This window comes from Mucilaginibacter sp. L3T2-6, from assembly GCF_030519355.1.
GTDB lineage: Bacteria > Bacteroidota > Bacteroidia > Sphingobacteriales > Sphingobacteriaceae > Mucilaginibacter.
In genome coordinates this window covers 59,797-72,282 of the sequence record NZ_JAUMKC010000004.1, presented here as the reverse complement: position 1 = coordinate 72,282, position 12,486 = coordinate 59,797, and the positions used below count along the sequence as shown (strand labels likewise).

At 43.8% G+C, this 12,486-nt stretch carries 12 protein-coding genes; 5 read left to right on the top strand and 7 right to left on the bottom strand.

What is annotated here, in order from left to right:
• Window positions 1–67: 67 nt before the first annotated feature.
• Genes Q3W13_RS06245 through Q3W13_RS06235 form a run of 3 tightly spaced genes read left to right on the top strand, consistent with a single transcriptional unit; the run spans window position 68 to window position 2,880 of the window.
• Window positions 68–1,231: a BT_3928 family protein gene (locus Q3W13_RS06245; RefSeq protein ID WP_302862189.1), complete on the top strand. Its 1,164-nt coding sequence runs from the start codon at window positions 68–70 to the stop codon at window positions 1,229–1,231.
• Window positions 1,232–2,290, top strand: coding sequence for an ABC transporter permease (locus Q3W13_RS06240; RefSeq protein ID WP_302862188.1), 1,059 nt, complete (start codon window positions 1,232–1,234; stop codon window positions 2,288–2,290). It begins immediately after the preceding gene.
• Between the two features lie 47 nt (window positions 2,291–2,337).
• Window positions 2,338–2,880, top strand: a complete 543-nt coding sequence (locus tag Q3W13_RS06235; protein ID WP_302862186.1) for a shikimate kinase — start codon at window positions 2,338–2,340, stop codon at window positions 2,878–2,880.
• Window positions 2,881–3,083: 203 nt separating this feature from the next.
• On the opposite strand, the gene Q3W13_RS06230 is transcribed toward Q3W13_RS06235, so the two are convergent.
• Window positions 3,084–3,872 (bottom strand): hypothetical protein, encoded by a 789-nt coding sequence (locus Q3W13_RS06230; protein ID WP_302862185.1) that lies wholly within the window; start codon window positions 3,870–3,872, stop codon window positions 3,084–3,086.
• A gap of 127 nt (window positions 3,873–3,999) precedes the next feature.
• On the opposite strand from Q3W13_RS06230, the gene Q3W13_RS06225 reads away from it, so the two are divergent.
• Complete coding sequence (locus tag Q3W13_RS06225) at window positions 4,000–4,329, top strand: helix-turn-helix domain-containing protein (protein WP_302862183.1); 330 nt, start codon at window positions 4,000–4,002, stop codon at window positions 4,327–4,329.
• Here the strand turns inward: Q3W13_RS06225 and Q3W13_RS06220 are convergent.
• Window positions 4,326–4,835 carry a GNAT family N-acetyltransferase gene (locus tag Q3W13_RS06220; protein ID WP_302862181.1) on the bottom strand — a complete coding sequence of 170 codons (510 nt, stop codon included), beginning with the start codon at window positions 4,833–4,835 and terminating at the stop codon, window positions 4,326–4,328. The genes Q3W13_RS06225 and Q3W13_RS06220 overlap by 4 nt on opposite strands.
• Entirely contained in the window at window positions 4,832–5,128 is a 297-nt protein-coding gene (locus Q3W13_RS06215) for a DUF1778 domain-containing protein (protein ID WP_302862179.1), read from the bottom strand. Before Q3W13_RS06215 ends, Q3W13_RS06220 begins: the two co-directional genes overlap by 4 nt.
• 117 nt (window positions 5,129–5,245) lie before the next feature.
• Between Q3W13_RS06215 and Q3W13_RS06210 the strand changes: the two genes are divergently transcribed.
• Window positions 5,246–5,632, top strand: a complete 387-nt coding sequence (locus Q3W13_RS06210; protein WP_302862177.1) for a hypothetical protein — start codon at window positions 5,246–5,248, stop codon at window positions 5,630–5,632.
• Window positions 5,633–5,772: 140 nt separating this feature from the next.
• On the opposite strand, the gene Q3W13_RS06205 is transcribed toward Q3W13_RS06210, so the two are convergent.
• From Q3W13_RS06205 to Q3W13_RS06190, 4 genes are all read right to left on the bottom strand, one after another.
• Window positions 5,773–7,680 carry a class II glutamine amidotransferase gene (locus tag Q3W13_RS06205; protein ID WP_302862174.1) on the bottom strand — a complete coding sequence of 636 codons (1,908 nt, stop codon included), beginning with the start codon at window positions 7,678–7,680 and terminating at the stop codon, window positions 5,773–5,775.
• Between the two features lie 291 nt (window positions 7,681–7,971).
• On the bottom strand, window positions 7,972–9,936 hold the full coding sequence (locus Q3W13_RS06200; RefSeq protein ID WP_302862172.1) for an amidohydrolase family protein: 1,965 nt from the start codon (window positions 9,934–9,936) through the stop codon (window positions 7,972–7,974).
• Between the two features lie 189 nt (window positions 9,937–10,125).
• The gene (locus tag Q3W13_RS06195; RefSeq protein WP_302862169.1) at window positions 10,126–11,022 is read right to left on the bottom strand and encodes a 1-aminocyclopropane-1-carboxylate deaminase/D-cysteine desulfhydrase; all 897 of its coding nucleotides are present in this window, start codon (window positions 11,020–11,022) and stop codon (window positions 10,126–10,128) included.
• Between the two features lie 223 nt (window positions 11,023–11,245).
• A complete protein-coding gene (locus Q3W13_RS06190; RefSeq protein ID WP_302862168.1) occupies window positions 11,246–12,310 on the bottom strand; it encodes a DUF6588 family protein in 1,065 nt (354 codons plus the stop codon).
• Window positions 12,311–12,486: the final 176 nt, after the last annotated feature.

The following is a 12,486-nucleotide window of genomic DNA, read 5'->3' as shown; positions in this document are numbered from 1 at the left end:
AAGTTGAAAGTTATTCCGCAGTTTCTCAACCTGACAACCTTACAACATTACAACTTTTAGACAACAAATGACAAAAAAATCCGCTTCGCCTTTGCTTTGGACTGCCCGCATATTGGTTGGGCTGCTTTTTATATTTTCGGGACTGATAAAAATAAACGACCCGCTTGGGTTCTCGTACAAGCTGGAAGAATATTTCGAAGTTTTTCATATTACCTTTCTGAACGGCTTTGCGCTCAGCGCGTCCATTATACTTTGTTCACTCGAGATCATTCTCGGCTTTGCTTTGTTGATCGGCGTACGAGCTATATCGGTAGCCTGGGGATTGTTGCTGCTGATCATCTTCTTCGCGTTCTTAACTTTTTACTCGGCTTACTTCGAGGTGGTGCAAACCTGCGGCTGTTTCGGCGACGCCATTCCGCTTACGCCATGGCAGTCTTTCAGCAAGGACGTTGTGCTCCTGCTTTTAATTCTCGTAATTTTCATTAAACGGAAAGAAATCAGTCCCCTGTTTTCAGCTAAAACCGGGGATAGACTGTTAGTTGCTTCCATTATTGTGTCGGTGGGATTTGGTTTATACACTTACAACCTTTCACCCGTTATCGATTTTCTTCCGTATAAAGTCGGCGCTAACATCCTGGACGAAATGAAAACGCCTCCCGGCGCCAAGCCAGATGAGTATGAACTGACCTACAACCTGAAAAACAAGAAGACCGGCGAAAAAAAAATCATGACTAACACCGAGTATATGAAAACCAATATATGGAAAGACAATAACTGGGTGATTGAAGGTACTCCGGAAAGGCGATTGGTTAAACTGGGCTTTACACCAAAGATCCGCGATTTGGTGATACAGGATGCCCAAGGGAATGACTATACTAAAGAACTTATTGGCAATCCGTTTAATAACGTGGTGATTGTGGCTTATAATCTTGCCGAAACGGACGACCAGGCGCTGGAACGGCTGAATGCAACCGCCATTAACCTGGCGCAGAATTTTAATACCCGCACGGTTATGCTTACCTCAAATTCGCATCAATATGCCGAGGCTTATGCAAAACAGCATAAACTGGCTTTCGAGATATTTTATGCCGATGGCGTGCCGCTGAAAACAATGGTAAGGGCAAACCCGGGGATATTACTGCTAAAGAATGGAACGATACTCGGCAAATGGCATTACCATTCCATGCCAAAATACGACGACCTGGTAAAGAAATATTTTCAGCAGCAATAAATGATCAGCTACCTCATCCGCAAAATATTTTATGGGCTGGCAGTAATGCTGGGCATTGTGGTTGTGGTATTTTTTCTGTTCAACATCCTGCCTGTCGACCCGGCCAGGATGACACAGGGACAACGCGCGGACGTACAATCATTGCAAGCCATCCGTAAGGAATTTGGGCTCGATAAGCCGGTCCCGGTACAGTTTGCCTATTACCTTAACGATCTATCCCCTATCGGCATTCACGCTAATAACGACGAAGAAAGGGAGCGGTATCATTACGTAAAGCTGTTTGCCGTATCAAAGGATAAGCTTATCGCACTGAAATGGCCGTATCTGCGCCGCTCCTATCAAACACATAAAGAAGTGGCCCGGCTGCTGATCGAAGTTATCCCAAACACCCTGGTGCTGGCAGCTACCGCAATGATATTTGCCATTATCATCGGCGTGTTTCTGGGGGTGGCAAGTGCAGTCAATAAGGACACCTGGATTGATAAGCTGGCCATCGGCTTTTCAACACTTGGCGTATCTGCGCCATCATTTTTCGCAGGGATTATTATTGCCTGGTTATTCGGGTTTGTATTAACAAAATATACCGGGCTCAATATGTCAGGCAGTTTGTATAGCTACGACCCTTTTAAAGGCGAGGTTATTAACTGGCGTAATTTAATATTGCCGATGGTTACGCTTGGTTTAAGGCCGCTGGCCATCATCGTGCAACTGACACGTAACGCAATGCTTGATGTTTTGGGACAGGATTATATCCGTACCGCTAAAGCAAAAGGATTGAGCAACAATGCCATTGTATATCGCCACGCTTTAAAAAATGCGCTGAACCCTGTGATTACGGCAATAGCCAACTGGTTTGCATCGCTGCTGGCAGGGTCATTTTTTGTGGAATATGTGTTCGGCTATAATGGCTTGGGTAAAACGACTGTGGATGCGCTGGAAATGTCGGATTTTCCCGTGGTGATGGGCAGTATTTTGTTCATTGCCTTTATTTTTGTGGTAATAAGTATTTTGGTTGATATAGTTTATGTTTGGATTGACCCGAGAGTAAAGCTGGGATAATTTGATGCGGAGTAGATAGCCAATAGACTATAGATCGTAGCAGAAACATGAATGATTTACAGAAAAATAAAAATAAAGAAGCAGGTTTAATATTTCTCATTGGTTTTATGGGTTGCGGAAAGACTACACTCGGTCGCAAACTAGCGTCGCGGATGGGTTATCCATTTATCGACCTGGACCATGTTCTGGAAGCGAAGGCGGGCATGACTATAGCCGAATACTTCAGCGCACATGGCGAAGACGCCTTCCGAAAGCTGGAATCTGAAATATTGAAAGAAACCGATTACCCTGAAAATGCGATCATCTCGACCGGTGGGGGCCTTCCCTGCTTTTTTGACAATATGCAATGGATAAATGGTCGTGGCCGTTCAATTTATATCCAATTGCCGCCTAAAACCCTTGCACAACGGCTTTCGAACGAAAAAAATCAACGTCCGTTACTTCGAGACAAGCAGGGTGACGCACTGGTAAAATTCATCGCAGAAAAGTTAGAAGAGCGCGAGCCATTTTATAAGCGGGCAAGTATCATCGCCAATGGCCTCGGGCTTAACGCCGAACGGACTGAAGAAATGATAAAAGCAACTGTTTAATACAGAGCTAATTCTTGTTAATTTTAGTATGGATGCCAGGTTGTAGAATATAGCCACGCAGCCGCTTCCGGGCGTGTATATGCTGAAGTTCCATAAAAAATGCCATCAGATAAATGCCACTGAAAGAAAAAAGTTGATTTTAGAATAATTCACCACGCAATTATTTATTAAAACCTGGTTTTTGTTAAGGCAGATTAAGCCCGCTATTGTTGCGCAGGATAGATGATAATGGTGTTTTTGATCGTGATAATATCCTGCAATTCAGCTTTAACTTCGTTGCTTAATCCGGCTTCAAATTTTGTTTGTTTACGTCGATATTCCTGCTCGTCGTTATAAAAAGTAATCGCAACCAGTAAATTAGGGTCCTGGAAAACAGGCAGCCGGGGAAAGTCGTTAGTTTGCATCTCGCTTACCCAAAGTGTATAGTTTGTTATTCCGGATGTTTTAAATGCAGGTAAATAGTATTTAGCAAACGCTGCTATCAGTTTATCCAGTTTAGTGTTCGCTATATAAAAATCAACCACCGCAATACCACGGGCACTTTTCAGCAAACCGCTGTTGATTGGCCTGCCTGTTGTCAGTAAGCCATTATTGAGCGTAAGCGGCTTCAGCAAATACACGTTATCATTATTGGCCAGCATATCATTTGCGCCTTTGCCAAACTGCTTCCAAACCGGGCCATAATAGAATGCCGGCAGGAATTTGCTGCGAGAGGCCATATCCTTGAAACCCCGCATCCAGAAAAAACTGTTGGGACTATTTTTAACCCTGCTCCATTTCATCGGGTATCCGCCCTGGTCAATCTGCGACTGTACAAAATGTGCAGCAAAGTATTTAATGAAATTATCACCCTGACCCGGTTTAATAACATAGTTACGCAGTTCCAGCGTATTGATGTCCGGATTATCATTGCCGGTTTGGGCGTTAGCGGGCATAGTATGTATCATTATCGTTAAAGCAACAATTCCCGGGATGATCTTATAGGGTTTCATAATCTTGCAGTTAAAGTTGATGCAAACCTAAATATGCAGTATATTTATAGCAAGTACATACCAACCTGTACCCTACATACCAAAAAGTTATTAATGCTGTAAATCAGTAAAATTAAATTTCACATTCATGTATATCAAAGCATCACGCAAAGCTTATTGCCCGGTTGATTTTGCGTTTCAGCGCGTTAGCGGTAAATATAAAGGCCGTATTTTGTGGTTTTTAAGGGATAGCGTTCTGCGTTACGGCGAGCTGAAACGAACGGTGGAAGGTATATCGCCGAAAATGCTTACCCAGGCATTAAAGGAGCTGGAGGATGACGGCCTTATCAGCCGAAAAGTATACACCGAGGTACCTCCCCGGGTGGAATATACCATTACAGATACAGGGAAAGGATTAATACCCGCAATTGATAGTATGCGGATTTGGGCTGAAGGGGTGCTTGAAAAAAGCTCTTAGTCCAATCTGTCGATCAGCAGCGATATCGTCTTCATCGGCAAAAACATCTTTTCGCTATCTTCCAAAGCGATGAAGCCAAAACTTTTATAAAATGAATGCGCCTCAACATCCAATGGATCCACTACCACGCCAATAGACCCAATTGCGCTATCGGCAGCTTTGTAACTACGATTGAGTGCATCAATAAGCAAAACTTTACCGAAACCTTTTCCCTTTTGAGCGTTATCAACCGCAAGCCGGCCAAGTAAAGTAACAGGCAATTGACTATATGATTTGGGCATTTTTTTTCGGATATCATCTGGTAAGGCTTCAGCCGGAACAGATGCATTTGACAAACTGTAATAACCAAGTATCTGCGCGCCGTCGGTCATAGCAAATACCACGCATAGTTTTTTTCTTACATCCTGTCCAGCTTGAAAATGCAAATAATTATCCAACATCTCTTTACCGCAACTAAACGTCTTTTTGTTAAGATCCGAATTTAGGATCTGAATTTTTAAACTCATCTGTTTTCTTCGATGAATTTTTTATAAAAAACGGCAGCTTCTTTCAGTTTCTCATTGGGCTCCGGTGGATTGGTAAATGCTTCAAAAAAAGTCGCTCGATCACGTTCCGAAGCGATTATAGTATCGTGTTCACGAATAATAACATTGGCCTTCTCCTGCACAGCATTGATGATAAAATCAGTTAACGTACGATAGCCGCCTATACTCGCCGCATATTCAAAAAGTTCTTTTTGCGCCCGGGGTATCTTAGCATCAAATCTTGCCTTTTCCTGTTGAATCACTTGGTTTTCCATTTGATATTCTAATTATGCAATCAAAAGTACGGAAATATTCCGTACCTATTAAAGGTAATTAAAAAGAATTTAAAAGTCGATAATTGATTCATATCTTACGCTTATTGTTTTTAAATTATGCTGACAGAAGGCGCTAAAAAGATTTCGAAATATATTGCTATAATTTTTTTACTGTTTATAATTATCATCAACGCGCGTGAAACCTATTGGTATTATACATTGCCCACTAATTGTTACCACGAAGCAATAGAAAGACGTATTGAGTTTCATGGACTCGTCACAAAGAAATTTATCGATAGCGACGACCATAACTTCCAGGCTATAGTTTTGGGGCATAGTTTCTTTGAAAACAAAATTTACATAACCGAACACGAAGATTCGGTAGTGTGGAAGGAAATCAGAGTTAACGATACCATCATAAAGCAAAAAGGCAGCCTGACTTATTACCTGATAAGAGGAAAACAAAAAATTGCTATCCCGGTAAAATTTTATTGCAAGAATTAAGGTCCTGGATTACAAGTGCGGCCTGTGAAGACACAGCCCCGGAGGTGGTTTATCAGATTGAATTTGCGGTTAGCAATCATAAAAAAGCCGGGCATCAAAATGTCCGGCTTGCATATTAAGAAGCTTTTTTGACTTAAGATTTAATTATACCCCCTTGTATTCTTTCCTTCCATCCAGTTGGCAAAGGCTTTGTTCACCACCTTATTGCCGCCCGGCGTTGGGTAATTGCCGCTAAAGTACCAGTCGCCCTGGTGGTCGGGACAAGCTTTGTGCAGGTTATCCAGCGTTTGATAAATCACCTTCACTTCCGCTTTGATGTCTTTTGGTGTGATGATCTGAGCTATCCTGTCGGATATTTCCTGGTCGGTAAAAGGTTCGTAAATCGCCTTTACATAGTTTTCAACTTCTTCTTTCGGCAGATTGGCGCTGTCTTTACAGTTTTGATAAACCCGCAGGATAACATCGTCCTTACCGGCATCTTTCAGCAGGCTTATAGCCGCCTCAAACGCCACAAACTCACCCATCCGGGACATATCGATACCATAACAATCCGGGAAACGTATTTGCGGGGCAGATGACACTACCACGATACGTTTCGGGCCAAGACGATCTAGTATCTTCAGGATGCTTTGCTTCAGCGTTGTACCGCGAACAATGGAGTCGTCCAATACAACCAAAGTGTCCACATCCTTTTTAATCAGGCCGTACGTAGTGTCATATACGTGTGCCACCATCTCGCTCCGGTCGGCATCCTGGGTGATGAACGTACGCAGCTTAACATCCTTAATAGCTATCTTCTCCACCCGCGGCGCCAAAGAAAGTATTTCAGTTATCTGTTCCGGGCTCATTTCGGCAGCCCGGCCAACCAATTGCTCACGCTGATACTGCTTGGTGTATTTGTGCATACCTTCCACCATGCCGTAGAAAGCTACTTCTGCCGTATTAGGTATGTAAGAGAAAACCGTATTTTTTATATCGTGGTCAACGTAATCCAAAATCTGGTCGCAGAGCAGGCGGCCCAGTTGCTTGCGCTCGCGGTAAATAGCAGAATCACTGCCGCGCGAGAAATAAATACGCTCGAACGAGCATGATTTCTTTTCAACCGGATCGCTGAACATATCCTCGGTAACGCGGCCGTTCTTTTTAACGATAAGGGCGTGGCCGGGCTTAATTTCCTTAATCTCTTCGATAGGGATATTGAATGCAGTTTGGAGAGCAGGCCTTTCGGAGGCGGCTACAACAATCTCGTCATTTTGGAAATAATAAGCAGGGCGGATACCCGCAGGGTCGCGCATTACAAAGGCGTCGCCATGACCAATTATACCGGCAATGGTATAGCCGCCGTCCCAGTTCTTGGCTGATTTGCGAAGTATCTTGGCAACGTCCATATCATTTGCGATCAGCTTACTGATCTTGATGTTATCGTCCAGTCCTTCACGTTTATACTGGTCAAACAAGCCCTGGTTTTCAGTGTCCAGGAAGTGGCCTATTTTTTCGAGTACCGTTACGGTATCTGCTTTTTCTTTTGGGTGCTGACCAAGATCATACAATTGCTGCAAAAGTTCGTCAACATTCGTCATGTTGAAGTTACCGGCAATCACCAGGTTACGGGTCATCCAGTTGTTCTGACGCAAAAACGGATGGCAGTTTTCGATGCTGTTTTTGCCATGTGTACCATAACGCAAATGGCCCAGAAGAACTTCGCCGGTAAAGCTTACATGTTCTTTGAGCCATTGGGCGTCCTGCATTTTTTCAGGCGTCTCCTTCTGAATGTCAGCAAATTTCTTCTGGATATATTCAAAAATATCGGCGACTGCGTTGGAGGCCATCGAGCGGTGGCGGCTGATGTAGCGCTTTCCCGGTTCGATATCCAGCTTAATGGTAGCAACCCCTGCGCCGTCCTGCCCGCGGTTATGCTGTTTTTCCATTAAGAGATATAGCTTGTTTAGACCGTACAGCGCCGTGCCGTACTTTTGCTGGTAGTATGAAAGTGGTTTTAACAGGCGGATAAACGCCACACCACACTCATGTTTTATCTGATCGCTCATGCTCGGTATTGAGCGGCAAAGTTAAAATTTTAATGTTAAAACTTTTAATTAACAATGTCATTAAATTGCATTAATGTTTGGGTTGAATAGGTTGATAAGATTGGATTGAGTTGACTAAGTTATCCAGATGAAAAATAGTGATGAACATCTCCGTGACAATTTAAGCTTTGTCATTGCGAGGAACGAAGCAACCTCGTCGCCATTTTAATCCACTATGTATGGTTCGTGATGCATAGCGAAGGGGTTGCTTCGCTCGTTCCTCACTCGCAATGACATAATTAATATTATCTCCTATTTGCTAAATCCAACCAGTTTATGCATCGCCACGGGATCATAAACCTTTCCTGATTTTATTACCGTAGTTACTTTCCTTATATCCCTGATGTTTGTCAGCGGATTGCCGTCCACAATTATAATGTCTGCATTCTTGCCTTCCTGTAACGAGCCTGTTTGTTTATCCAATTTCATTACAGTAGCCGGGGTGATGGTTGCGGTTTGGATGGCCTGTATGGGCGTTAAACCTGCCTGCACATATAACTCCAGCTCACGGTCGAGGCTGTAGCCGGGGAAATCCTGGTCCGTACCGGCAATGATGGGCACACCTGCGTCATACAATACCTTAACGCATTTTATAAAGCTTTGCCATACCGGCGCCAGTCGCGTAGCATTTGCCGGTTCCATTCCGGTGTTCTTAAATATAACCTGGTAAGGCGCCGGCAAGGTATAAAATGCAGGTTCAACATTGGTGATGTCGTCCTTATTTGAGCGGAACAGCATTTCGAAAACACCAAGTGTGGGGTCAATTACGGTATGGTGATCTTTAATAAACTTAACTACCGCCACACTTGCCGAATCTTCAAAATTTACAGAGCGGTCCTTATTCCGTTTCATCACACTGTACACATATTGTATGTGGTTTACCATGTCCATGCCCGAATCTACACCAGCCTGCAGCGTCATGCCGTTGGGTATGTGGCCGGTAACGGTTAACCCTTTTTTGTGGGCCTCATCACAAATGAATTTCACGATGGCGGGCTTTACCGAACTGTAAATTTTTATCTGGTCGAAGCCGTTATCTTTATAACGGTCGACGGCTTTTATCGCTTCTTCTTTAGTATCGGCCTGGATGATGCCAAGCGCCATCGGGCCTTTGCCATCGATTATTCCAGCCTTCAATATTTTTGGCCCGAGTCCTTTTCCATTGTCGATGGCGCTTTGTACAGCGTTTATAAAGCTGAACTCGTTCCCGCAATCACGAACGGTAGTTACGCCTGCAGCCAGGTAAGCCGGGCCCCAATCCACCTGCTCAAAGTGTGCGTGCATATCCCAAAGACCGGGCAGCAAAGCCTTGCCTTTGGCATCGATTACGTTTGCGACTGAAGGAATTTTTACTTTGCCGGTCTCCCCTATTTTCTTGATCATTCCGTTTTCGATAATCACGGTGGTGTTCGGCATTGGCTTACCGCTTACCACATCGATTAAGGTACCGCCGGTAATAGCTATGATTTTGCCGGCTGCAGTACTTTTCGGCATCGATTTGGTAAACAAGTCCATGCCATATACCGCAGCTTTATCTATAAACTGCGGCAGCAGGGTTTCGTATGGTTTCAGCATCATTTCCAGCTTATCAGCCTCAGCATCGTTAGTGATCAGGCAGATCAACTGCCCGCTTTTATCTGTCCATAAAATTTCATTACCCCATATCAGGCCGCCAATGGTATACCTGTCCAGTTTTAAAGTTTTACCGTTAAAATTGATGTTATCCTGCCCGCTACGGGTAATTTGCACAGAACCAAAGGGTAAAGTATTAAGGGTAGCCGGCTCATAATGATTTTTCCAGTATTGCAGCAACACTTGCTGTACCGTGCCCGGCGCGTAACTGGCGACCGGGAAAGCCAAAGTGGTAAGCTGTTGCTGGTAAGATGAGTCGTTAACCTTAATGCGTGCCAGCGTGCCCGAGATAGCGATGGTATCGTTGATGGTTGATGAACGCGAGGTGTTTCCTTTTATTTTCAGAGAAAGCGGCTCATAAGCATTGGTAAGCTTTAACTCTGCTTTTAAGGGCACCGGCGAGCCGCGGTCAGTAAATTTAAAGTTGATGGAATAGGTGATGTCGCTTCCTGTTTTGGTAACCGCATAGGTTTCTTTGCCGATGTGCTGTTCAAACTTATGCAGGAAGAAAGTAACGCTGTCGTTTTGGGCGCAAGCATTATAAGCCAAAGCGCACGACAAGACTAACAGAAAATATTTTTTCATGATATTGATTGGAATTCAGGATGGTTAAAGATAACTATTTCCGTGATATCGCAGGCAACCGCTGCGCTGGAGAATATATCCTCCATTGAGACTTTTTGGATTACAAATCGCCAGTAAACTTTGCCATTAAGCATATCAACCTCAAATTGACCATTAGTAACCGGTCAAATCATTCGTCAATCTGCAAAATCATTCATCAATAAACTTATCCTTCATACCCAGCAAGCCCCAAATACCGCCGGTGTGAATGGCCAGGATACGGTCGCCCTTTTTAAAGTAGTCTTTTGCAGCAAGGTCAAAAATTGCATAAAGCATCTTACCAGTATAAACGGGCTCGATCAAAATACCGGTTTCAGCAACAAATCGTTTTATAAATTGAATTAAGCGGCCATCTGTTTTGCCATAGCCGCCGAAGTGATAGCCTGTATGTAATTGATATACAGCATTTTCTATTAAAAACCGATCGATTTCATCTCTGATAAAGTCCCCGTTTTTAAAGACTGGAATACCATTGAATTGAATACCGGAGTTGTTTTGGCGAATACCGCTGATTATGCCAGCCGCGGTGGTACCGGTTCCGCAAGCGCAGAATATATGATTATAATCTTCGGTCAGCTCATTAACCAACTCGCTGCATCCTTTTGCACCCTCAATTGATGCCCCGCCTTCATCTATAAAAAAAGCGTTATCATCGTCGCCGAAATATTTATCAAACAGCGCGGCTTTATCCCGGTAGCTTTTCCTGTCAACAAAAATCAGCTCCATGCCATGCAAGCGGCATAAAAACAGGGTATCATTGTTAACTTCTTCTCCCCTTACGATACCTGTCGATTTAAATCCAAATTTTGCAGCGGCCGCAGCGGTAGCCAGTAAATGATTGGAATAGGCGCCTCCGAAGGTCACCAGGCGGGTTTTATTTTCATCAGACGCTTTTTGCAATAAGTATTTCAGCTTTCGCCATTTATTGCCGGAAATGATGGAATGGATCAGGTCATCGCGTTTAAGGTAAACCTCGATGCCTTTTTCATGGAACAAATAGTTATTTATTTGATGAATTGGGCTGTAGATCTCGAGGTCGATGAGCATGGGATAAAATTAGTCATAGCAATGGATTTAAAACCCATTGCTATAAAAATATCTTAGAAGCTGTCTAAAAATAAAAATATACCGGTTTTAGCCCCACCCAAGCCCTCCCCGGAAGAGGGCTTAAAATATCCCTAAGCTAAAGTCTCACTAACCCGGGGGAGATTTAGAAGGGGCTAATGCACTGTAATAATTATTGGCAATCGTTTTTAGACAGTTTCTTAGGTTATATTCCGAACCCAATCCCGGCGTTTACCGATTTATATTGCGCTATACTGCCTGAGGCATAAAACCGGAAGAAACCCAGCGTCAATTGAAAACCCAGGTCGGCACGAACGCCGCTAACTACATTTTCGCTGATAGATACCGGGTTAGTAAACGTAGTGTATGTACTGTTAAATAGGGTGCCGCCTGTGGTTACGGGGTAGTTGCCGATGGCAGCCACAGCTGCATGGGTGGTATTGTACCCTACCGCCAAAAACGGAGTAAAGGCCAGCAGTTTTTTGGATATAATGACCTCGCCCATAAAGCTGTTAAAGTTCCCTTCAATATGCTGGTTGCTGAAATCGGTGCTTTGGTGGCTGTCTTTTGGCTGTGCCCCTTCATCCGGATCCACTTGTAAACTTTTATTCAGATTAAGATGGCTGTAGCCCAGCGCTATCGACAAGTCGAAAGGAATCAAGGCGTCCGCTCTTTTACCGGCAATGTCCTGCATTATATCGTGCTTTATACCAAACCCGATCATCGATATACTGCCGACATCGCTGCCTGCGCTAACCTTTGGAATAGCGCGCAGTGTAACATCCGTATTTTGAATTATGCCAACGGTTACCTGTACCTGCGGCGCCGGTATAACAGAGAGTACCCCGGCAGGCGTATTGAATTCGCCGACTTTCTGGCCATTATCGTCATATATATTCATCAGCGGGCCATCGTTTTTCTTTCCGCCGAAAGTCGGGGCAATGATTTCATTGGGGTTTGCCGGACGCACATGGTTTGATAAGCCAATTTTGGTAACATCAAATGTTTTATCGGCAGAGGATATAAAAGTCGCTGATGCGGTTATCCTCAGATCAAATTTAAGGAGTCCCTTGGTTTTCGCGGTATTTGTCCAACCGCTGTTTTGGTCGATGCCCAGGCCACGGAACATGGGCATAGCATACGCATTCAGCAATTTTGTGGCATCCTCCGGACTGGATTTAATAAGGCCGGAAAAAGAGTCCTGTGCACCCGCACGTAAAGCGGCGAGAAGCAAAGCAATGAAAAATGTAAAAAGATAAGATTTCTTCATAATGATACAGTAACGTTGTCAGCGGCAACATGTTTTTATTATCGCCGCAGGATTGTCTTTCGGCAACCCCATTATTTTCGATTCAGAAAAACAAAAATATAAAAACATACTCATGGTGAATATCTTACAATCATTAAGAACGAAAACAGACTGACAATGAGTATGTTTCATAGTGT

Bases quoted from the DNA above. Each gene is read 5' to 3' on its own strand.
- Q3W13_RS06200 (WP_302862172.1), bottom strand. From the start codon at position 9,936: ATGAAAAAATATTTTCTGTTAGTCTTGTCGTGCGCTTTGGCTTATAAT.
- Q3W13_RS06240 (WP_302862188.1), top strand. From the start codon at position 1,232: ATGATCAGCTACCTCATCCGCAAAATATTTTATGGGCTGGCAGTAATG.
- Q3W13_RS06245 (WP_302862189.1), top strand. From the start codon at position 68: ATGACAAAAAAATCCGCTTCGCCTTTGCTTTGGACTGCCCGCATATTG.
- Q3W13_RS06230 (WP_302862185.1), bottom strand. From the start codon at position 3,872: ATGAAACCCTATAAGATCATCCCGGGAATTGTTGCTTTAACGATAATG.
- Q3W13_RS06195 (WP_302862169.1), bottom strand. From the start codon at position 11,022: ATGCTCATCGACCTCGAGATCTACAGCCCAATTCATCAAATAAATAAC.
- Q3W13_RS06205 (WP_302862174.1), bottom strand. From the start codon at position 7,680: ATGAGCGATCAGATAAAACATGAGTGTGGTGTGGCGTTTATCCGCCTG.
- Q3W13_RS06190 (WP_302862168.1), bottom strand. From the start codon at position 12,310: ATGAAGAAATCTTATCTTTTTACATTTTTCATTGCTTTGCTTCTCGCC.
- Q3W13_RS06210 (WP_302862177.1), top strand. From the start codon at position 5,246: ATGCTGACAGAAGGCGCTAAAAAGATTTCGAAATATATTGCTATAATT.
- Q3W13_RS06235 (WP_302862186.1), top strand. From the start codon at position 2,338: ATGAATGATTTACAGAAAAATAAAAATAAAGAAGCAGGTTTAATATTT.
- Q3W13_RS06225 (WP_302862183.1), top strand. From the start codon at position 4,000: ATGTATATCAAAGCATCACGCAAAGCTTATTGCCCGGTTGATTTTGCG.
- Q3W13_RS06215 (WP_302862179.1), bottom strand. From the start codon at position 5,128: ATGGAAAACCAAGTGATTCAACAGGAAAAGGCAAGATTTGATGCTAAG.
- Q3W13_RS06220 (WP_302862181.1), bottom strand. From the start codon at position 4,835: ATGAGTTTAAAAATTCAGATCCTAAATTCGGATCTTAACAAAAAGACG.